The organism is Nonomuraea sp. B12E4 (assembly GCF_039871825.1).
GTDB lineage: Bacteria > Actinomycetota > Actinomycetes > Streptosporangiales > Streptosporangiaceae > Nonomuraea.
Window position 1 is genome coordinate 64560 of record NZ_JBDPME010000005.1, and the last position, 20732, is coordinate 85291.

A 20732-nucleotide genomic window follows, 5' to 3' on the forward strand; every position below is an offset into this window, starting at 1 on the left:
GAGCGCGGAACGTGACGGTTGTTCGCATGCTTCGATCGGAGGTCCTGCCGCCCCACGTCGTACTGTGGTGCGGTGGGGCTTGCCCGCGAGGTGTCTCGGCCCGTGGGCGGTGGCTCTGGCCCGAGCTCCGGGGGAGGCGTACGCTCGGCACGTTTCCCGAGGAAGGCCGCATGATCGCATTCCGAGGAGGGCCGCATGACCGTACGTGTGGAGCGGGACGGACTCGTCACCACCGTGGTGATCAGCAGGCCGGAGGCGCGTAACGCCGTCGATCGCAAGACCGCCGACGCGCTCACGGACGCGTTCCGTTACTTCGAGGGGTCCGATGCCGCCGTGGCGGTGCTGTGCGGCGAGGGCGGGACGTTCTGCGCCGGAGCCGACCTCAAGGCGCTCGACAACCACGTCGGCGAGGAGGGCGACGGGCCCATGGGGCCGACCAGGATGGTCCTCACCAAGCCGGTCGTGGCCGCCGTCGCCGGGCATGCCGTGGCCGGCGGGCTGGAGCTCGCCCTCTGGTGCGACCTGCGGGTGGCCGAGGAGGGAGCGGTGTTCGGGGTGTTCAGCCGGCGGTGGGGCGTGCCGCTCGTCGACGGCGGCACCGTACGGCTGCCCCGGCTCATCGGCTCGTCGCGGGCCATGGACATGATCCTCACCGGGCGGCCGGTGGCGGCGCGGGAGGCGTACGAGTGGGGGCTGGTCAACCGCCTCGTCCCCACCGGCACCGCGCGGCGGCACGCCGAGGCGCTGGCCCGGGACCTCGCCCGCTTCCCGCAGGCCTGTCTGCGCGGGGACCGGCTGTCCCTGCTGGAGCAGGACGGGCTGGGGGAGCGGGAGGCGATGCGCAACGAGCTGCGGCACGGGCTCGTCTCGCTGCCGGAGGCCAGCGGGGGCGCGGCAAGGTTCGCCGCCGGTGCCGGCCGCCACGGCGACTTCGGCAAGCTGTAGCCGGCGGCCGCAACGGCCGCTACGGCGACTTCGGCAAGCTGTGGCCGGCGGAGTCCGCACTGTCGTGGTCGCCGGCCCAGTGCGTGCTTCGACCGGCTGTGATGGGCGATGTCGTCGGCCGGTTCTGACCGTGAGTGTCAGTGTGGTTTCGGTCCGGCTGTTGTCGGTGGGGCCGCGTATGGTGACCCGTATGCCTGACATCGAGGTCGCGGGCCGTGAGGTGCGCATCACCAGTCCCGACAAGGTCGTCTTCCCGCGGTCGGGGCACACCAAGCTCGACCTGCTGCGGTTCTACCAGGCCGTGGGCGAGGGGGCGTTGCGGGGGGTGCACGGGCGGCCGATGGTGCTCAAGCGGTACGTGCACGGGATCGAAGAGGAGGCGTTCTTCCAGAAACGGGCCCCGGCCAAGCGGCCCGAGTGGGTCGAGGTCGCCGAGCTGAAATACCGGTCGGGGCTGAGCGCCGAAGAGGTGGTGTGCACCGATCTGGCGCAGCTCCTGTGGGTGGTCAATCTGGGGTGCGTCGACCTCAACCCGCACCCGGTGCGGTCCGACGACCTGGCCAGGCCCGACGAGCTGCGCATCGACCTCGACCCGGTGCCGGGGGTGGAGTGGGCCGACGTGCTGAGGACGGCCCAGGTGGCCCGCGAGGTGCTGGCCGACCACGGATTGGTGGCGTGGCCGAAGACGTCGGGCTCGCGGGGGTTCCACGTCTACGCCAGGATCGAGCGGCGCTGGCCGTTCGCCAAGGTCCGCAAGGCGGCCGAGACGGTGGCCAGGGAGGTCGAGCGGCGGGCCCCCGACCTGGCCACCAGCCGGTGGTGGAAGGAGGAGCGGCACGGGGTGTTCGTCGACTTCAACCAGAACGCCTATGACCGCACGGTGGCCTCCGCCTATTCCGTGCGCGCCGTGCAGGACGCCCGCGTGTCCACCCCGCTGAGCTGGGACGAGGTGCCCGGCTGCCGGCCCGGGAGCTTCACCATCGACACCGTGCCCAAGCGGCTGGCCGAGGTCGGCGACCCGTGGGCGGACATGGACCTGCACGCGGGCTCGCTCGACGGGCTGCTCGCGCTGGCCGAGGAGCTCGGGCCCGCGCCCAAGGCGCCCAAGGGCAGCGGGCGCAGGCAGCAGACCATGCCCCTCCTCGAGATCGCCAAGGCGGAGCACAAGGAGGAGGCGCTGGCGGGGTTCGAGCGGTGGAAGGCCCGCCACCCGGCGGCCGCCGCCAAGCTGGAGCCCGCTGACGTGCTGGTGGACGCCATGCGGGGGCGCAGCAGCGTCTGGTATCGCATCCGTGTCAACCTTCAGCACGTCCCGGAGGACGAGCGCCCGCCGCAGGAGCCGCTGGAGGTCGACTACGACCCCTGGCACGGCGCCTCCCCGGGCTGACCGCGAGCCGAGGACCGGGTGCCGGGTCAGCGGCCTGAGATCAGGTTGGCCAGCCGGGCGTAGGGCGAGGTCGTGGTGCCGTGTCCGTTCTCGCGCCGGTCGGCCGTGCGGAACAGCGCGTAGATGAGCTGCACGCCGGCCCACCGCAGCGGCTCCGGCTCCCACTGGCGCACCTGGCGGCCCACCCATGGCAGCCTGGTCAGCTCGGTGTCCCGCCGCAGCACCAGGTCGCGCAGGGTGCGCCCGGCCAGATTCGTGGTCGTGACGCCGCTGCCCACATAGCCGCCCGCCCAGCCGAGACCCGTCGCGTGGTCCAGGTGGACCGTCGAGCACCAGTCGCGCGGCACGCCCAGCACGCCGCACCACGCGTGCTGGATCCGCGCGTCCGCCGCCGCGGGGAACAGCTTGATCAGCATCCGCCACAGCAGCGCCACGGTCTGCGGCTGCGTGGCCCCCCGGTTGTCGGTACGCGAGCCGAACCGGTAGGGCACCCCCCGTCCCCCGATCGCGATCCGGTCGTCGGCGGTCCGCTGCGCGTAGATGTAGGCGTGCGCCTCGTCCCCGAGCAGCTCGTTGCCCGGCCACCCGATGTGCTTCCACACCTCGGGAGGCAGAGGCTCGGTGACGATCATGGAGCTGTTCATCGGCAGCCACTGCCGGTGCTGCCCGGCCAGCGACGCGGTGAAGCCCTCGGTGGCGCGGATGACGTAGTCCGCCGTGACCGCCCCGCGCGGGGTGATCGCCGTGGCCTGGCCGCCGTCCCGCCGCGGCAGGATCTCGGTCACCGGCGTGTTCTCGAAGATGTCCACCCCGAGCCGGGCCACCGCGGCGGCCAGCCCGACGGCCAGCTTGGCGGGCTGGATGCGGGCGCAGTGCGGGGAGTAGGCGGCCGCCAGCGTACCCGCCGCCTGCACGCGCTCACGCTGCTCGTCGCGGTCCAGCAGGCGCAGGTCCGTCTCGCCGTAACCCCAGGTACGCAGGTCCTTCAGCTCATCGTGCAACCGCCGCCGCTGGGCCGGGTTGGTCGCCACGTGGATGAGGCCGCCCTTGTGGATGTCGGCGTCGATGCCCTCTTCGCGCGTCACCGAGATGACCTCGTCCACGGCGCGGAACATCGCGTGCTGCAGGTCGATCATCGCCTGCCGCCCGCGCGCCTTGGCGTGCCGCTTGCGCGAGCCGGCGAACTCCGCCGACAGCCACCCGCCGTTGCGCCCGGAGGCGCCGAACCCGGCGAACTCCTTCTCCAGGATCGCGATGCGCAGTCCCGGGTCGGCCTTCTTCAGGTAGTACGCGGTCCACAGGCCGGTGTAGCCGCCGCCGACGATGGCCACGTCGTACGGACGCGGCCCCGGCAGCGCGGCCCGCCGGTCCGGCAGGCCGATCTGCCGATACCAGAAGGAGACCTCGCCGTTGGCGAAGTCCTTGGTCAGCGGGATGCCTCTCATATACGTACAGCCTCCACATCGAGGAAGTCAGGCAGCGGGATGAAGTCGGAGGCGCGCCGTCCCTCCTTGCCGGGTTCAGGAGGACGTGCTGGGCGGGGCGATCACCCAGAGCGCCTCGGCGGGCCCGTCGCTCTCGTTGACGATCCGGTGCGGGACCGAGGTCCGGTACTCCACGCTGTCTCCCGGGTCCAGCACGTGGACGTCGGCGGTTCCGCGGGGGCCGAGCCAGAGCGTGATCCGCCCGCGGAGCACCAGGAGGATCTCCTGGGAGTCACCGTGGGCGTAGGGTTCGGCCCCGGTGGAGGAGCCGGGCTCGAACTCCCCGGCGTACACCTCGACGTTCCGCAGCGGGCGCTGGGAGATCAGGAACTTGCGGGTGCCGGGGGCGGTCCGCAGCTCCGGACGTGCCTCGCGGCGGACCACACGGTGCCCGACGTGGTCCTCCTCGTTGAACAGGTCCGCGACCGTGAGGCCCAGCGCCGAGGAGATCCGCCGCAGCATCCCGATGCTGGAGCTGGTCTGCCCGCGCTCCAGCTGGCTGATGAAGCTCGCGCTCGCCTGCGCCTGGGCCGCGAGGGCACGCACGGTCATGTGGCGCATGTTGCGGTAGGCGCGGATCCGCGCACCCAAGCGGGCGTTCTCCGACTCCGTCATCGAACCTCTCGATTGGCTGCACTGAACAAGTTGTTAAGTGACAATGAAAGGACCGTACAGAGGCAGGACAATTCCCAGCAAGGGGAAGTGGAATAACGAGTGCGTAAAGGGAGGTCAGCCGCGGGTCGGGCGCTGGTAGCCCTCGTCCCCGCCGTAGACGCGCAGGTCGGGATCGTGCTCCGGCTGGGTCGCCGGGCTGGTGGGTGAGGCGGTGTGCTCGGAGGCGAAGTCGTCCGACGGCTCGGGCGGCGGCGGGAACAGGTAGGCGTGCCAGGTGATCTCACCCTTGGGGGTGGCGTCGGTGAGGAAGTCGCCGGCGCGCTGGGCCGCGTAAAGCCTGCCGGGGAAGTGTACGGGCAGCAGGGGGCGGCTCCGGCCGTGGGCGCTCTGCCAGGTCCTGACCAGGTCCTCCATGCCGAGCACCTGCGGACCGCCGAAATCGAGCGCGCCGCCGGCGGGGCCCGCGGCGAGCAGCGCGGCCACCCGCGCGGCGACCTCGCCCGTGTGGACCGGCTGCCAGGGCAGCGAGCGGTCCACCGGCAGCGCCGGGTACGACCCGAAATCGCCGAGCCGCCGGTCGAGCCACTGGTGGAACGGGGTGGCGCGGAGCACCGTCCAGCCGAGGCCGCTCTCCGCGACCAGGTGCTCGGCCGCCAGTTTGTCCTTCAGATAGCCGACCGGAGCCCGGTCGGCGCCGACCACCGAGGTGAACAGCAGGTGCGAGACCCCCGCCGCGCGGGCCGCGGCGAGCAGCATGTGGGTGCCCGGCACGTCCACGGCGCCGCGCCCCCTGCGGCCGCTCGTGGCCAGGTGGACGATCGCCTCGACACCGCGTACCGCGTCGCGGATGCCGCCGTCCGAGATGAGGTCGCCCCGCACCCACTCGACGTTCCCCCGGCCATCCCTCCCGGCACGGCTCAGCGCCCGCACCTGATGACCGGCCTTGACCAGCGCGGGCAGCACCGCCCCGCCCAGCGTCCCGGTGGCTCCGGTGACCAGAATGCGCATGCCGCTCCTCTACCCCGCGAATCCCCTTCGATTACCCGGCGGATCTCCTTCCATGACACCGGGCCCGACGCCGGGAGCCCGCCTGAGATCTCCCGCGCGTGTCTGCACGTGGCCGAGCGGGGTAGTCGCCCCCCATGGCTGCTCGTATCGCATCGGAATCCCTGATAGAACGGCTCGCGGAGTGGGGCGTGGACACCGTCTTCGGCCTGCCGGGCGACGGCATCAACGGGATCATGGAGGCTCTGCGCCGGCATCGTGACCGCGTGCGCTTCGTTCTGGTCCACCACGAGGAGGCCGCCGCGTTCATGGCCACGGCCTACGCCAAGGCCACCGGCCGGATCGGGGTGTGCCTGGCCACCTCGGGGCCGGGCGGCATCCACCTGCTCAACGGGCTCTACGACGCCAAACTGGACCACGCCCCCGTGCTGGCGATCACGGGCATGCAGGAGACCTCCGTGCTCGGCACCGCCTACCAGCAGGAGGTCCACCTGGACCGGCTGTTCGCCGACGTGGCCGAGTACAACATGCTGATCAGCAACCCGTCCCAGCTCCCCTCGCTGGTGGACCTGGCGATCAGGACCGCGTACGCGCGGCGCGGCGTCGCCCACCTCACGCTGCCCAACGACATCCAGGTGGCCGAGGCCGGGTCGGACCCGTACCGGCACGTGGCCCCGGCCAGGGTGCCGCACACCATGCCCGTCTACCTGCCGCAGCCCGGGATCCCCCGGCAGGAGGACGTCGAATGGGCGGCCGAGGTGCTCAACCACGCCGAGCGCCCCGCCATGTTGGTCGGGGCCGGGGCGCTGGGCGCCCGGCAGGAGGTGCTGGCCGTGGCCGAGGTCCTCGGCGCGCCCGTGGTCAAGACGCTGCCCGGCAAGGCGGTCGTGCCGGACGACTCGCCGTACACGACCGGGGGGATCGGGCTGCTCGGCACCCGGCCGAGCGAGGAGTTGATGGACGACGCCGACGTGCTCTTCATGGTGGGGACGAACTTCCCCTACTCCGCGTTCCTCCCGGAGCCGGGCTCGGGTGACAACAGGGTGCGGGTGGTGCAGTTCGAGGCGGAGCCGACCAGGGCCGGGGCGCGGATCGCGACCGACGTGCCGGTGGTGTGCGACGCCAAAGAGGGGCTGCGGGCGCTGCTGCCGCTGCTGTTCCGCCGGGACGATCAAGCTCATCTGGCGAAATATCAGAAGATGATGGCCAAATGGCGCTCGGACATGGATTCCCTGGAGAACCCGGACCGGGATCCCATCGCGCCGCAGTACGCCATGTCCGTCATCGACGACCTCGCGGCCGACGACGCCATCCTGACCTGCGACAGCGGCACCATCGCCACCTGGGCGGCCCGGCACTGGACCATCCGCGGCGAGCGCGAGTTCTACCTGTCGGGCACGCTGGCCACGATGGCGCCGGGCCTCCCGTACGCCATCGCGATGCAGCACGCCTTCCCTGATCGGCAGGTCATCGCGTACGTCGGCGACGGCGGCTTCGCCATGCTGATGGCCGAGTTCCTGACCGCGGCGCAGCACCGGCTGCCGATCAAGGTGATCGTCAACAACAACAACTCACTCGGCCAGATCCTCTGGGAGCAGATGGTGCTCGGCTACCCGGAGCACGGCGTGCGCTTCGACCAGCCCGAGGCCGACTTCTCGGTCTGGGCGCGGTCGTGCGGTGGTTTCGGGGCCAAGGTCACCAAGTCCGGCGACGTGGCCCCGGCGATCCGGCAGGCGCTGGAGCACGACGGGCCCGCGCTGGTCGACGTGGACGTGAACCCCCACGAGCCGCCCATGCCCGGCAAGGTCTCCTACGACCAGGCCAAGCACTTCGCCCAGGCGTTCCTCAAGGGGCAGCCGCACAGGGCCGCCATCGCCACGACGTTGTTCAAGGACCGTATCCAGCGGCTGGGGGACTAGCGCACGCCTTGGAGATCCCGGCGGTCGCGCTCAGCAGCGGCTCCACCAGCCGGGTCAGCTCCCGGGCGCGCCGGGAGGACAGCACGACGCCCAGCGCCGCCACGGCCCGCCCGTCCACCAGGATCGGGGCCGCCGCCGAGCACGAGCCGAGCGTCATCTCCTCGTACGTCAGCGCGTAGCCCTGTGACCGTACCCCCGCCAGCTCCCTGGCCAGCCGCCCCGGCTCTGTGATGGTGTGCGCGGTCGGGCGTTCGAGCTTGCGCGCCAGGTACGACTTGACGAACCAGTCCGGCTCGTGGGCCAGCAGCGCCTTGCCCACGCCGGTCGGGTGCATCGGCAGCCGGCCGCCGGTCCTGGAGACGATGGGGACGGCGTGCCTGCCGTGCACCTTGTCCACGTACAGGACCTCCAGGCCGTCGCGGACCGCCAGGTGGACGTTCTCGCCCGTGGTGACGAACAGCTCCTGCAGCCATGGATGCGCCAGCTCCCGCAGCCGGCCCGGGGCGAGCTGGCCCAGCTCCCACAGCCGCAGCCCGACCCGGAGCCGCCCGTCCGGCGCGCGGCTCAGCGCCTGCCACCGCTCCAGCTCGCTGACCAGCCGGTGCGCCGTGCTCAGCGGCAGCCCGCTGCGCCTGGCCAGATCGGTCAAGGACAATTGCGGATGAGCTGTGTCGAACGCCCCCAGGATCGACAGCACCTTGGACGTCACCGAGCGCCCGTGTTCGCGTGATCCCCCTGCCATGCGGCCATCCTGCACAGTTCTTCCGCTCAGTGGAAGGGGGCTATCGGCTTATTCCCGCTTCAGGCAGGATGCTTCCCTCATGCGAACTCAAGTCGGGATCATCGGCGCGGGCCCCGCTGGGCTGCTCCTTTCCCACTTGCTCCACCTGCGCGGCATCTCCTCCGTGGTGCTGGAGAAGCGCGGCCGCGACTACGTCGAGCGGCGGGTGCGGGCCGGGGTGCTGGAGCAGGGCACGGTGGACACGCTGGTCGAGGCGGGCGTGGGGGAGCGGCTGCGCCGCGAGGGACTGCCGCACCACGGCATCGAGCTCAGATACGGCGGCGCGGGCCATCGGATCCCCTTCGAGAAGCTGGTTCCCGGCAGATCCATCACCGTGTACGGCCAGCAGGAAGTGGTCAAGGACCTCATCGCGGCCCGGCTCGCGGCGGGCGGCGACGTGCGGTTCGAGATCGAGGACGTGGCGGTGCACGGGCTGGAGTCCGAACCGTACGTGACGTTCGGCGGTGAGCGGCTCGACTGCGAGGTGATCGCCGGCTGCGACGGCTTCCACGGCGTGTCCAGGCCGTCGATCCCGGAGGGCGTACTGAGCGTTTTCGAGCGGGAATATCCCTTCGCCTGGCTGGGCATCCTGGCCAAGGTGGCACCCTCGTCGGAAGAGCTGATCTACACCAGGACCGAGCGTGGTTTCGCGCTGCACAGCATGCGCTCGCCCACCGTCAGCCGCTTCTACCTCCAGGTCCCGGCCGATGCCCGCGTCGAGGACTGGCCGGACGAGCGGATCTGGGCCGAGCTGAGGGCCAGGCTGGAGAGCGTGCCCGGCTTCACGCTCGGCACCGGCGAGATCACGGAGAAGGGCGTCACGCCGATGCGCGCCTTCGTCGCGGAGCCCATGCAGTACGGCCGGCTCTACCTGGCCGGCGACGCCGCCCACATCGTGCCGCCCACCGGCGCCAAGGGGCTCAACCTGGCCGTGGCCGACGTCCGGGTGCTCACCGAGGCGCTGGCCGCCTACTTCGGGCACGGCTCGGCCGAACTGCTCGACGGCTACTCCGAGGCGTGCCTGCGGCGGGTGTGGCGGGCGCAGCACTTCTCGTGGTGGATGACGACGCTCCTGCACACGTTCGAGGACGACGACCCGTACGGGCGCCGGCTGCAGATGTCCTACCTGGAATACGTGACCTCCTCGGAGGCGGCGGCCACCACGCTCGCCGAGAACTACGTGGGCCTGCCGTGAGCGGCGACGGAGGGCTGCTCGCCCCGGTCTGGGCGGGCACCAGCGCCGAGCGGATCACCTCGGACGAGGCGTGGGTGCGGGCCATGCTGGAGGCGGAGGCGGCGCTCGCCCGCGCGCAGGGCCGGCTGGGGCTGATCCCCGCCGGGGCCGCGGCGGCCATCGACCGGGCGGCCGCCGCGCTCGCCATCGACCCCGCCGACCTGGCGCGGCGCTCCAGGCAGTCGGCCAGCCTGGTCGTCCCGCTGGTGGCGGACCTGCGGCGGGCCGTGCCGGGGGCGTCCCAGTACGTGCACCGGGGGACCACCAGCCAGGACATCATGGACAGCGCCGCGATGCTGGTGGCGACCCGGGCGGTCCGCTGCGTCGTGGGCGAGCTGGGCGTGATCATGCGTGATCTGTCCGAGCTGGCCGAGCAGCACCGGGACACCGTGATGGCGGCGCGGACGCTGGGGCAGCAGGCGGTGCCGACCACGTTCGGGCTGAAGGCGGCGGGGTGGCTGGCCGGCCTCATGCGGGCCCGCGCCCGGCTGCGCGACCTGCGGCTCCCCGCCCAGCTCGGTGGCGCCGCCGGCACCCTCGCGGCCTTCTCCGAACTGGCCGCCACCGAACCGGCCGCCACCGAACCGGCCTTGGGCGCGGGGCCGCGCGTCGCGCTGGAGCTGGTGGAGCTGTTCGCCGAGGAGATCGGGCTGGCGGCGCCGGCGGTCCCGTGGCACGCGGAGCGCTCCGCCGTCACTGAGCTGGGCGCCGCGCTCGCCGGTACGGCCCGCGCGCTCGGCAAGACGGCCACCGACATCATCCTGATGGCCCAGACCGAGGTAGGCGAGGTGGCCGAGTCGTCCACCGGCGACTCGTCGGCCATGCCGCAGAAACGCAATCCCGCCCTGTCCGTCCTCGTGCGCTCGGCCGCGCTGCAGGTGCCCGTGTACGCGCAGTTGCTCGGGCAGGTGGGCGAGCACGAGCGGGCGGCCGGGGCGTGGCAGGCGGAGTGGCTGCCGCTGCGCGAGACACTGCGCCTGACCGGAGGCGCGGCCGAGACCGCCGCCGAGGTGGTGGCGGGGCTGCGGGTGTTCCCGGCGCGGATGCGCGCCAACGCCGAGCTGACCGGCGGCCGCCTGGTCGCCGAGCGCCTGGGCGCCCACTTCGGCCGCGACACCCTGACCGGCGCACTGTCCGCCGACGGCCCGCTCCGCGAAACCCTGCCGCCCGCCGTGGGGAGGTCGCAGGACGGGCCACCGGAGCCCGCCGTGGGGAAGCCGCGGGAGGGGTCGCCGGAGTCCTCCGTGGCCGCCGCGGAAGGGGCGCGGGCGGCTCTCGACGAGTTGCTCGATCTTGAGGGATATCTGGGGGCGGCGCCGGAGCTCGTCGATCGCATTCTCGCCACCTATCGGGAGCAACCGTGAAACTGCACCACCGGATCGATGGCCCCGCCGATGCGCCGCTGCTGGTGCTGGGGCCCTCGCTGGGCACCACGATGGAGATCTGGCGGCCCCAGCTCCCCGCCCTCACGAGCTCCTGGCGCGTCCTGCGGTACGACCTGCCGGGCCACGGCGGTTCCCCGCCCGCCGCGGCCGGATTCACGGTCGACGACCTGGCGGCGGCCGTGCTGGATCTCGTCGAGGACGAGCGGTTCGTCGCCGGCGGCATCTCGCTCGGAGGCGCGGTGGCCGGCACGATCGCCATCCGCGAACGCCACCGGGTCCGCAAGCTGGTGCTGGTCTGCACGTCGGCCAGGTTCGGCGAGCCGGGACCGTGGCTGGGACGGGCGGCGCTGGTACGCGGCAAGGGGCTGGCGGCGCTCGTGCCGATCCTGCGAGACCGCTGGTTCACCCCCGGCTTCGACGGCCAGTGGGTGGTGGACATGGCGACGGAGGTCGACGCCAGGTCGTACGCCGCCTGCTGCGAGGCCATCGCCGCCTTCGACCTGACGCGCCGGCTGGCGGAGATCACCGCGCCCACCCTCGTGGTGGCCGGTGCCGAGGACCCGGCCACGCCGCTGGACCACGCGCTCACGCTGGCCGGCGGCATCCCGGGGGCGTTCCTCACGGTGGTGCCCCGGGCGTCCCACCTGGCCAATGTGGAACGGCCCGACGCCGTCACCACCGCGATCGCCGGCCATCTGACGGGCGACCACCGTACGGCGTCCCCCGGCGGGCCCGCGCCGGACACCGCACCCGGCTCCGGCGCGGCGGATGCCTCACCCGGCTCAGGCGGGCTCGCGGCCGGGATGCGTACCAGGCGGGAGGTGCTGGGCGACGCCCACGTGGACCGGGCGGTCGCGGCCACCACCGACTTCACCCGCGACTTCCAGGAGCTCATCACCCGCTACGCCTGGGACGAGATCTGGAACCGGCCGGGCCTGGACCGGCGCACCCGTAGCTGCGTCACGCTGACCGCGCTCGTGGCCCGCGGGCACCTGGAGGAGCTGGCGATGCACGTACGCGCGGCTTTACGCAACGGGCTCACCCGGGACGAGATCAAAGAGATACTGCTCCAGACCGCCGTGTACTGCGGTGTTCCGGCGGCCAACGCGGCCTTCGCGGTGGCCCGGCGTACGCTCGCGGAGATCGACGGCGAGGGCCCGTGAGCTGGTTGATGTCATAGGGTTGGCAGATGGTCTTCGAGGAGGGATGGGCGGTCACGCCCCTGCGCTGGTTGATGGACGAGCTGGGCGAAGCCCAGCTGGCCAGGATGGGCGACGAGCCGGGACTGGTGGCCGCGATCGACCAGCACGCCGCGGAGCTGCGTGACACGGTTCCGCTCGACAAGGAGACGCTGCGCGACTACCTGCTGGGCTTCCTCGACGAGCTGCGCGATCGCGGCTGGGTCTTCGACGGGCGGCTCGACGCCCCCGCGCTGCGGCTGACGGCGGTCTGCTGGGTCGCCCGCGAGCTGGGCTACCTCGAAGACGGCCGCCCTGCCTGACCCGCCCTGCCTGACCTGCCCCGTCTGACCCGCCCCGTCTGACCCGCCCCGCCTGACCCGGCGCCGGTCAGCCGGGTGGCAGGTCCGAGCGGTGGGCGCCACCGCCCTCGGGAGTCGTCTGGATGGGCTGCGTCGTCTCGGACATCGTCCGGGCGTCCGCGCGCCCCCGCTGGTACGCCTCCGCGTGCGCCCTGGCCTGCGGCGCCTCCGTCTCGATCCGGCCCAGCCAGCGCTCCCAGCGCTGCTGCATCGGCCGGATGAGCCCGCCGCCGAAGCCGATCGCCGCGATCGCCCCGAGGGTGGCGAGCACCGTGATCAGCACCGGAGTGGTGACCGCCGTGGCCACGCCGATCTGGTTGAGCGCGGCGATGATACCCAGCGCCCAGATGAACACCGACGCGGCGGCGGCCAGCCAGCGGCCGTAGGACAGCCCGCCCAGCATGCCCTCGATGACGTCCCTGACGGCCCTGGCCACGGCGCCGGCGACCACGATGATCACGATGGCGACGATGGCCTTGGGCAACCATCCGACCACGCTGTTCAGCATGTTGGAAATCGGGTTGGGCCCGAAGACGCTGAAGGCTATCTGCAGGGTGACCAGCGCGATCGCGTAGAAGACGATCCGGGCGAGCAGGCTGCTGGCGTCGTACTTGCTGCGTTCCAGCACCCGCCGCACGCCGCTGCGCTCCACGGCCCGGTCGAAGCCGACCCGGGCGAGGATCTTGTCGACGATCTTCTCCAGTGCCTTGGCCACGATGTATCCGATGATGAGAATCACCAGGAAGGCGATCAGCCTCGGAACGAACGTCGCTATCTGCCGCCAGGCGTCCGTAATGCCCTGGCCTATGTTGATGTCCACGTGTTCCTCCCCGAGAAGCCGATGCAACGGCGCTACCCGGGCTAAACCGGTCTATGCACGTAGAGCCACCGAAACTTCGCACAAAGCTACATTTCTCCCAGTTCGCTCTCGTCCGCGAGAACGGCTCCGGCACGGCCACCCTCGCCGCCGTCCACGGAGAGGCCGGGGACGGCGGACGGACGTGACCGGTGAAAGTCCAGGCAATGCCCTGCCGCCGCGCACGCTGAGCCGGGTGGACCTCTACCGCTACTGCCTGGCCTGCCGGAGCGCCGAGGCGGCCCGCGCCGACTGACCCCGGGCCGCGGGAATCGGGCCTCTCACTGGCCCCGGGCGGCCCTGAGGTGGGCGGCCGCGGCCTGTTCCAGGTGGAGGAGGTCGGAGGAGACGGTGGCGAACGTGTACCCCTCGGCCAGGCGGCGGGCGGCCTGCTCGCCCGAGGCGTTGTGGATCCCGGCGGCGATCCCCGCCTTCTCGGCGGTCACCCGGATCCTCTCCAGCGCCGCCTCGAACACGCCGGCGACCTCGGGGTCGTTCGGGAACCGCCCGCCCACGGCCAGGCACAGGTCGGACGGGCCGACGTACACGCCGCCCGCGCCGAAGTCCAGCGCCCGGCCGATCACCGCCGGGTCGCCGGACTCGACGCGTACCAGGCCCACCGATCGGCCGCCCGCGTCGACGGCCATCAGGTTGGACAGCAGCCCCGCGTTACCGATCAGCCCGTGCTGGCCGTCCAGCGCGACGTAGTCGTACCCCAGCCGGGCCAGGCGCTCGGTGGCGACGGGCGCGTCGAGCACCACCCAGTAGCCGACGCACTTCTCCCGGTTGCGGATCTTCCTGGCGAACTCGGCGGCGGTCATGCGGGATCGATCTCCTTCGCGGCGATGACGGAGGTGCCTGACGGGTGTTCAACGGTTGTAGGCGGGCATCGCCCCGCCGTCGCGGCGTCCACGGTGTCGCCGAACGTCATCGTGCCGAGAATCGGCTCGGGGTTCATGCGAACGGCTTCTCTCACTGCCGCGAGCCCGCTCTTACCACGACTCGGAGGGGGTACGGGGAACGTCTGCCGGCAACTCTGGCATGTATTGCGCATTTCGTGCAATGCTTGGAGCGTGATTCACGCAGTACGGCGTCGCGCGGGGGTGTGAGATGGGCGGCATCAGGGTGTTCGCCCTGGCCGACGACCTGTCGGGCGCGGCGGAGGTGGCCGCCGTCCTCATGTCTCCGGAGCGACCCGCGCGAATCACGCTCTCCGCCTCCTCGCCGGGGCCGGAGCCCGTACACGTGACCGACCTCGACTGCCGCCACCACCCGCAGACCTTCGACCTGGTACGAGAGGCGCTCGGCCACGCGGCAGGCCGCCACGTCTTCGTCAAGATCGACTCCCTGCTCCGCGGCAACGTCCCAGCCACCGTGTCCGCCGCCGCTGTCACCGCTGCCGCTGCCGTTCCCGGTGCTGCCGCCGCTACTGCCGCTGCTGATTCTCGCGCCGCCGCCACCACCGCGGTCGCGTCCGCCGCTGTCGTCGTGCTCGCGCCCGCCCTGCCATCCGCCGGGCGCACGGTGGTCGGCGGCGTGCCCTATGTCCGGGGAGTGCGGTTGCGCGAAACGCGCGCCTGGCATGCCGAGCCCGGCCCCGCCCTCGCTCCCGCCTCCGTGACGGACCTCCTGGACGGAACCCCGTGGTTCCCCGTCCCCCTGGCCGTCATCCGAGCCGGTCACCAGGCACTGTCGGACGCGCTGGGCGCCGCGGGGAACCGGGTGGCGGTGTGCGACACCGAAACGGACGCGGACCTGGACGCCATCGTGGCCGCCACCCTGCGCGGCGCGGGCGGTGGAAGCGCCTGCTTCATCGGCGCGGGCGGCCTCGCCGCCGCCCTCGGCCGCGCGTTGGACGGGGCCGCCTCCTCACCGGCGGCCGCACCCGCCACCGACCCGGGGACAACGCCGCCCACCACCGGCCCGCCCACCACCGGCCCGGCAGCCATCACGCCCGTGCCTCCGTGCCCCGACCCCTCCCTCCTCATCGTCGTCGGCACAGCGGCGCCGGCCGCGATCGAGCAGGTCGAGCTCCTTCTCGACCACGGCACCATCCCCGTCACCCTCGACGCCACGGACCTCGCGACGACCCCACCGCCACCCACGGCCGCGCGACGTGTACGGCAAGCCCTCGCCACCGGCCCCGCCGCCGTGCTGACCATCAAGGGCGCGGCACCGCCCGCCCTCGTCGCCGCGCGGCTCGCCGGGATCGTCCGGGAGGCGTTGCACGGGCCGGCCCCGGGCCCCACCTCCGACCTGGTGCTCACCGGCGGCGAGACCGCCAGGAGGGTCCTGGAGGCACTGGACGTGCGCGAGTTGATCCCCGTGGCCCAGATCCACCACGGCGCCGTCCACAGCCGCACCCCCCAGGGCCGTTCGGTGGTCACCAGACCGGGCAGCTTCGGCGAGCCCGACAGCCTGCTCCGCATCGCCGCCCACCTCAAACCCCACCGGTTCCCCGCGGAGCAAGCCCCCGCAGACCCTCGGAAACGCCGCATCGAAGGAACGAAATGAGCACTCCTCTCATCGCCCTCACCATGGGGGACGGCTCCGGCGTGGGCCCGGAGGTCATCGTCGGCGCGCTGCTCGCCCCCGAGACCGCCACGTTCTGCCGCCCGGTCGTCATCGGTGACGCCGGACGGCTGCGCGCGGCCGCCCGGGTCCTCGGCGTCCAACCGGAGGTGGTCACCGTCGGTGAGGTGGGCGAGGCGGTGTTCGAGCCGGGCCGGATCAACGTCATCGACCCCGGCCTGCTCCCCGGCGACCTGCCCTGGGGCCAGGTGTCGCCGGTGGCGGGGAACGCCGCGTACGAGTACGTACGGATCGCCGCAGACCTCGCGATGTCCGGAGCCGTACCGGCGATCTGCACGGCCCCCCTGAACAAGGAGGCCCTGCACGCCGCCGGCCACCTCTACCCCGGCCACACGGAGCTGCTCGCCCACCTCACCGGGACGGCCGAGGTGTCGATGATGCTCTCCACCGCCAAGGTCAGGGTCATCCACGTCACCACCCACGTCGGCCTGATCGACGCGGTCGCCCGCATCGAGCCCGGCCTGGTCGAGCGCACCGTCCGCCGCGGCGAGGCGGCCGTACGCGGCTCCGGGATCGCCCGTCCCAAGATCGGCGTCTGCGGCATCAACCCGCACGCGGGCGAGAACGGCCTGTTCGGGTACGGCGAGGAGGAGGAGAAGATCGTCCCCGCGCTGGAACGCCTCCGCGCGGAGGGCATGGACGTGCACGGCCCGCTCCCCGCCGACACCGCCTTCTTCCTCGCGGGCAGGGGTGACTACGACCTGATCGTGGCCATGTACCACGACCAGGGCCACGGCCCGGTCAAGATCCTCGGCTTGGAGGCCGGGGTCAACATCACCGTGGGCCTGCCCGTGATCCGTACGTCGGTGGACCATGGCACGGCGTTCGACATCGCGGGGAAGGGTGTGGCGGACGCCGGTAGCATGATCGAGGCCCTGCGCCAGGCGGCTGAGCTGTCCTCGGCGCAGCGCACATGACGGGAGGGGGCCATCGATGCGCCACGCAGCGCGGGCTCGCCGCGAGGAGATCGTCCGCCTGGCCACGACGACCGGTCTGGCCAGCGTCGAGGAGCTGTCGGCCCAGCTGGGCGTGACGGCCTCCACCATCCGCCGCGACCTGGCCCACCTGAAGGCCGCGGGGCTGCTGGCCCGTACGTACGGCGGCGCGATGGCGGTGGTCACCCACCCGGAGGCGTCGCTGCGGCAGCGCATAGGCGAGGCGTTCGAGGCGAAACGCGCCATAGCCGCCTGGGCCGCCGGCCGGATCCGCCCCGGCGAGACCATCCTGCTGGACGCCGGCTCGACCACCGGGACCCTGGCCCACGAGCTGAGACAGGCCGCGGACCTGACGGTCGCCACCACCGGCCTGAACGCCCTGCAGGAGCTGGTGGGCGCGCCGGGAGTGCACGTGGAGTGCCTGGGCGGCACGCTGCGCCATGTGAGCCAGGGTTTCATCGGCCCGCTCGCCGAGGCGGCCCTGGCCCGGATGACCTTCGACCGGGTCTTCCTGGGGGCCGACGGCGTGACGGCGGAGGAGGGCATCTGCGAGGCGAGCCTCCAGCAGACCCACCTCAAGGAGCTGATGATGAGCCGCTCCCGTCACGTCTACGTGCTCGCGCACGCCGCGAAGCTGGGCCGTCGCCCCTTCCACGCCTGGGCCCGCATGCCGGAAACCTGGACCCTGGTCACGGACGCGTCGGCCACCCCGGACTCCCTCGCGCCGTTCACGGCCAAGGGCGTGCACACCGTCGTGACCGGCCCCGCGAACGAGCAGGACGCCGGTACGAGCTGACGGGACCCCTTCGCCCCTCAGCCCGGTTGGGCCTGGGCGCGCCGGGTGTAGGCGCGGGCGGCGCGGGCGCGGTCGCCGCAGCGGGTGGAGCACCAGTGGCGGCGGCCATGGCGCAGCAGGTAGCGGTTGCAGGGAGCTGAGCCGCAACCGGTGAGGCGGTCGGCGTCGGGGCTCGTGAGGAGTTCGGCCGCGTTGGCCGCGAGGGCCGCGAGGGCGCGGTCGAGGATCTCGTTGGTGGGGCACGGCGCCGCGCGGTAGGGACCGTTCCTCTCGTCCCAGTACAGCAGGGCGGCCGAGGGGGCCCGGCTCAGCGCGTCGTTGACGGCGGACAGCGCCGCCGGCAGGGCGGGCGCCCCGGCGACCCGGGCGGCGAACAACGACCTGAGGTGTTCGCGCAGGGAGCGGAGCTGTGCCGCGCACATCTCCTGGACCCCGGCGTCGGACGGCGCGAGGCCGTGCTCGGTGAGCCAGCGATTCGTGGCCTCGGGGGTGCCGAGGAGATCGATGAAGTGCCCCGCGGGCAGCGCGATGGCGCTGTTGACGAAGTCGAGGGCGAGGTACTCCTCCGCCCCGGGCGCGGGCGGAGGAGCGGTCGGGGGCTCACTCATGCCCCTCATGGTACGGGTTGCCATCATCCGTGAGAAGCGCTACCTTCCATTCACGGATGAACCGCTTCCTATCCGTGAGGTTCACATGTCTGACACGATCGCTCAGCGCATTCCCGTCCGCGTCCTCGGCGGCCCGACCGCCGTGTTCGAATACGGTGGGCTGCGCTTCCTGACCGACCCGACCTTCGACGCGCCCCGCGACTACCACGTACCGGGGGGTCTGCTGACCAAGGCGGCGCCCTCCTCCGCCGCACCCGCCGACCTCGGCCCCATCGACGTGGTCCTGCTCTCCCATGACGAGCACCCCGACAACCTGGATGAATCCGGCAGGGCACTGCTCGCCGACGTCCCGCTGACCCTGACCACGCCCGGAGGCGGGCGACGACTGGGGGCGGGGGCGCGGGGGCTGGCCGACTGGGAGCCGGTCGAGCTGGACCGGCCGGGTGGCGGCACGATCACCGTCACGGGCGTACCCGCCCTCCACGGGCCGGGCCCGCGCGAGGAGGTCGAGCCGATCACCGGCCAGGTCGTCGGATTCGTCCTGACCGGGGAGGGCCTGCCCACGGTCTACGTCAGCGGCGACAACGCCTCCCTCGACCTGGTCAGGGAGATCGCCGAACGGTTCGGCCCGGTGGACACCGCCATCCTGTTCGCCGGGGCTCCCCGCATCCCCGTCCTCTTCGACGGCGCGCCGATCGTCCTCGACAGCGCCCAGGCCGCCGAAGCCGCCGAGATCCTCGGCGCCCGCCAGGTGGTCCCCGTCCACTACGACGGCTGGACCCACTTCACCGAGGGCCGCGCCGACCTCACCACCGCCTTCACCGCCGCCGGCCTGCTCACCCACCTGGACCTGGGCACCCACCCCTGACCATCACCCGCCCCCCGGAGCCAGAACCCGCCACGCGGACCGCACCTTGCCCTCATTGAGGAATGGCGCTTCGCGAGCCGCACCCGGCGGCACCTCACGTCCCAGACTCGGGCGACGCCTCGCGTCCCGGGCTCGGGTGGCCGCCTGGCACGTTGGGGCTTCGGGCGGCGTCGTGCGTCTCGGGTTCGGTGGCACGTTGTGTCCTGGCCTGGTTGGCCTGCCGGGACCGCCGGACTGGTCCTGTCGCCTGGCTTGGCTTGCCGGGACCGCTGGATCGGTCCGGGTGCCTGGATCGGCCCCAGCCTGCGGGGGCGCCGGAGCTGTCGGACTTGCCGGTGGTGGTGTCCAGCCGGGCCTTCCCTTAGCGAAAGAGCTTCCTGTGACGACTACTGTCCCTGCTCGGATCGACGATGTCCCGCGGCCTCGGGCGCAGCGTCGCGTCCTGATCGTTCTGACCGCCGCCCAGATCCTCAGTGGCGCCGGGTTGGCAGCAGGTGTGACCGTCGGTGCCCTGCTCGCGCAGGACATGCTCGGCTCCACCGGCCTTGCCGGTCTGCTCGGTGCCCTGGGCACCGCCGGTTCCGCGTCGGCGGCGGTCGTGGTCGGGCGTATCTCTCAGGCGCGCGGCCGCCGCCCAGGTCTTGCCACCGGCTACCTGGCCGGTGCTCTCGGCAGTGCGGGCGTCATCGCCGCCGCCGTCGCCCGCAGCCCCGTGCTGCTCTTCGTCGCGATGTTCGTGTACGGCGCCGGTGCGGCCACGAACCTGCTGGCCCGCTACGCCGGGGCGGACCTGGCGGCCCCCGAGCGTCGCGCCCGTGCCGTGTCCACCGTGCTGGTCGCCACCACCCTGGGCGGCCTGGTCGGCCCCAACCTGGCCGCCCCCGCCGGTGACCTCGCCCACGCCCTCGGCGTCCCCCGCCTGGCGGGGCTCTTCCTCGTCTCGGGTGCCGCCTACGGGTTCGCCGCTCTGGTGCTGGCCATCTGGCTGCGTCCCGACCCGCTGCAACTGGCCCGCACGCTGGAGGCCGAGCACGCCACCACGGCCTTGGCACCTCCGGGTGGTGCCGGTGGTGGGTCGGGGCCGGGGATCGCGTCCCTGGCTGGTTCCGGTGGTGGGTCGGGGGCCGCCGCTTCGGAAGGTGCCGAGGGTAGGTCGCGGACGGGGGGCGCGGCTTCGGGGAGTGGCGAGGGCGGGCCGGGGGCAGGGGGCGGACGCCGGTCCGGTGTGTTGGCGGGGGCGTTGATCATGGCGCTCGGCCAACTGGTCATGGTTGCGATCATGACGATGACACCGGTCCACATGCAGGCCCACGGTCACGGTGCCGCCGCCTCCGGGCTGGTCATCGCGATCCACATCGGCGCGATGTACCTGCCCTCGCCGCTGTCCGGCTGGCTCGTCGACCGGTACGGCCGGCTCGCGGTCGCCGCCGCCTCCGCGCTGGTCCTGCCGGCCGCCGGGATCGTCGCGGCCGGCGCTCCCGCCGGCTCCGTCGCCGGGTTCGTGGTGGCGCTCGCGTTGCTGGGTGTGGGCTGGAGTCTCGGGCTCGTCAGTGGCACCGCGATCGTCACCGACGCCGTACCGCTGGCCGGCCGTGCCAGGATCCAGGGCCTGGTCGACGTCTCCATCGCCATCGCGGGTGCCCTGGGCGCCCTGGTCTCGGGCCTGGTCGTCGCTGCCGTCGGCTACCCGTTCCTGGCCGTCGGCGGCGGCATCCTGGCGCTGGCCATCGTGCCGGCGGTCGTCCTCGCGGCACGCGCCCGCTGAGGATCTCCATCACGTCG

The 20732-nt window shown here is 72.7% G+C and carries 20 protein-coding genes; 12 read left to right on the plus strand and 8 right to left on the minus strand.

Translation table 11 applies throughout. The features are described from left to right. The first annotated feature begins 195 nt into the window (after nucleotides 1-195). Both ABGB18_RS13980 and ligD read left to right on the plus strand, forming a co-directional pair. Complete coding sequence (locus tag ABGB18_RS13980) at nucleotides 196-945, plus strand: crotonase/enoyl-CoA hydratase family protein (protein WP_347695899.1); 750 nt, start codon at nucleotides 196-198, stop codon at nucleotides 943-945. A gap of 190 nt (nucleotides 946-1135) precedes the next feature. Further along, nucleotides 1136-2332 (plus strand): non-homologous end-joining DNA ligase, encoded by a 1197-nt coding sequence (gene ligD, locus ABGB18_RS13985; RefSeq protein ID WP_347695900.1) that lies wholly within the window; start codon nucleotides 1136-1138, stop codon nucleotides 2330-2332. A 26-nt stretch (nucleotides 2333-2358) separates the two neighbouring features. Here the strand turns inward: ligD and ABGB18_RS13990 are convergent, their stop codons facing one another. From ABGB18_RS13990 to ABGB18_RS14000, 3 genes are all read right to left on the minus strand, one after another. After that, on the minus strand, nucleotides 2359-3777 hold the full coding sequence (locus ABGB18_RS13990; protein ID WP_347695901.1) for an FAD-binding oxidoreductase: 1419 nt from the start codon (nucleotides 3775-3777) through the stop codon (nucleotides 2359-2361). A 75-nt stretch (nucleotides 3778-3852) separates the two neighbouring features. After that, nucleotides 3853-4431, minus strand: a complete 579-nt coding sequence (locus ABGB18_RS13995) for a cupin domain-containing protein (protein WP_347695902.1) — start codon at nucleotides 4429-4431, stop codon at nucleotides 3853-3855. 114 nt (nucleotides 4432-4545) lie between these two features. After that, on the minus strand, nucleotides 4546-5439 hold the full coding sequence (locus ABGB18_RS14000) for an NAD(P)H-binding protein (RefSeq protein WP_347695903.1): 894 nt from the start codon (nucleotides 5437-5439) through the stop codon (nucleotides 4546-4548). Between the two features lie 134 nt (nucleotides 5440-5573). On the opposite strand from ABGB18_RS14000, the gene ABGB18_RS14005 reads away from it, so the two are divergent. Continuing rightward, nucleotides 5574-7355: a thiamine pyrophosphate-dependent enzyme gene (locus ABGB18_RS14005; RefSeq protein ID WP_347695904.1), complete on the plus strand. Its 1782-nt coding sequence runs from the start codon at nucleotides 5574-5576 to the stop codon at nucleotides 7353-7355. Here ABGB18_RS14005 and ABGB18_RS14010 read toward each other — a convergent pair. Continuing rightward, on the minus strand, nucleotides 7324-8097 hold the full coding sequence (locus ABGB18_RS14010; RefSeq protein WP_347695905.1) for an IclR family transcriptional regulator: 774 nt from the start codon (nucleotides 8095-8097) through the stop codon (nucleotides 7324-7326). The genes ABGB18_RS14005 and ABGB18_RS14010 overlap by 32 nt on opposite strands. A 79-nt stretch (nucleotides 8098-8176) precedes the next feature. Here ABGB18_RS14010 and ABGB18_RS14015 point away from each other — a divergent pair, with 79 nt between their 5' ends. From ABGB18_RS14015 to ABGB18_RS14030, 4 genes are read left to right on the plus strand one after another with little or no spacing between them, the layout of a single operon-like run. Further along, nucleotides 8177-9331, plus strand: a complete 1155-nt coding sequence (locus ABGB18_RS14015) for a 4-hydroxybenzoate 3-monooxygenase (RefSeq protein WP_347695906.1) — start codon at nucleotides 8177-8179, stop codon at nucleotides 9329-9331. Next, the gene (locus ABGB18_RS14020) at nucleotides 9328-10734 is read left to right on the plus strand and encodes a lyase family protein (RefSeq protein WP_347695907.1); all 1407 of its coding nucleotides are present in this window, start codon (nucleotides 9328-9330) and stop codon (nucleotides 10732-10734) included. The genes ABGB18_RS14015 and ABGB18_RS14020 overlap by 4 nt, the downstream gene beginning before the upstream one ends. Further along, nucleotides 10731-11918 (plus strand): 4-carboxymuconolactone decarboxylase, encoded by a 1188-nt coding sequence (pcaC, locus tag ABGB18_RS14025; RefSeq protein ID WP_347695908.1) that lies wholly within the window; start codon nucleotides 10731-10733, stop codon nucleotides 11916-11918. Before ABGB18_RS14020 ends, pcaC begins: the two co-directional genes overlap by 4 nt. Before the next feature lie 26 nt (nucleotides 11919-11944). Further along, a complete protein-coding gene (locus ABGB18_RS14030) occupies nucleotides 11945-12256 on the plus strand; it encodes a DUF6401 family natural product biosynthesis protein (RefSeq protein WP_347695909.1) in 312 nt (103 codons plus the stop codon). A gap of 67 nt (nucleotides 12257-12323) precedes the next feature. On the opposite strand, the gene ABGB18_RS14035 is transcribed toward ABGB18_RS14030, so the two are convergent. From ABGB18_RS14035 to ABGB18_RS14045, 3 genes are all read right to left on the minus strand, one after another. Continuing rightward, nucleotides 12324-13115 (minus strand): hypothetical protein, encoded by a 792-nt coding sequence (locus ABGB18_RS14035; protein WP_347695910.1) that lies wholly within the window; start codon nucleotides 13113-13115, stop codon nucleotides 12324-12326. 317 nt (nucleotides 13116-13432) lie between these two features. Further along, nucleotides 13433-13972, minus strand: coding sequence for a hypothetical protein (locus tag ABGB18_RS14040; protein WP_347695911.1), 540 nt, complete (start codon nucleotides 13970-13972; stop codon nucleotides 13433-13435). Continuing rightward, nucleotides 13969-14109, minus strand: a complete 141-nt coding sequence (locus ABGB18_RS14045) for a hypothetical protein (protein WP_347695912.1) — start codon at nucleotides 14107-14109, stop codon at nucleotides 13969-13971. Before ABGB18_RS14045 ends, ABGB18_RS14040 begins: the two co-directional genes overlap by 4 nt. A gap of 152 nt (nucleotides 14110-14261) precedes the next feature. Here ABGB18_RS14045 and ABGB18_RS14050 point away from each other — a divergent pair, with 152 nt between their 5' ends. From ABGB18_RS14050 to ABGB18_RS14060, 3 genes are read left to right on the plus strand one after another with little or no spacing between them, the layout of a single operon-like run. Next, nucleotides 14262-15665 (plus strand): four-carbon acid sugar kinase family protein, encoded by a 1404-nt coding sequence (locus ABGB18_RS14050; protein WP_347695913.1) that lies wholly within the window; start codon nucleotides 14262-14264, stop codon nucleotides 15663-15665. Then, nucleotides 15662-16660 carry a 4-hydroxythreonine-4-phosphate dehydrogenase PdxA gene (gene pdxA / locus ABGB18_RS14055; RefSeq protein WP_347695914.1) on the plus strand — a complete coding sequence of 333 codons (999 nt, stop codon included), beginning with the start codon at nucleotides 15662-15664 and terminating at the stop codon, nucleotides 16658-16660. Before ABGB18_RS14050 ends, pdxA begins: the two co-directional genes overlap by 4 nt. Before the next feature lie 16 nt (nucleotides 16661-16676). Then, entirely contained in the window at nucleotides 16677-17474 is a 798-nt protein-coding gene (locus ABGB18_RS14060; RefSeq protein ID WP_347695915.1) for a DeoR/GlpR family DNA-binding transcription regulator, read from the plus strand. Between the two features lie 17 nt (nucleotides 17475-17491). On the opposite strand, the gene ABGB18_RS14065 is transcribed toward ABGB18_RS14060, so the two are convergent. After that, complete coding sequence (locus tag ABGB18_RS14065) at nucleotides 17492-18082, minus strand: ABATE domain-containing protein (protein WP_347695916.1); 591 nt, start codon at nucleotides 18080-18082, stop codon at nucleotides 17492-17494. A gap of 85 nt (nucleotides 18083-18167) precedes the next feature. On the opposite strand from ABGB18_RS14065, the gene ABGB18_RS14070 reads away from it, so the two are divergent. Further along, nucleotides 18168-18950 (plus strand): MBL fold metallo-hydrolase, encoded by a 783-nt coding sequence (locus tag ABGB18_RS14070; RefSeq protein WP_347695917.1) that lies wholly within the window; start codon nucleotides 18168-18170, stop codon nucleotides 18948-18950. 379 nt (nucleotides 18951-19329) lie between these two features. Beyond that, entirely contained in the window at nucleotides 19330-20715 is a 1386-nt protein-coding gene (locus ABGB18_RS14075; protein ID WP_347695918.1) for an MFS transporter, read from the plus strand. Nucleotides 20716-20732: the final 17 nt, after the last annotated feature.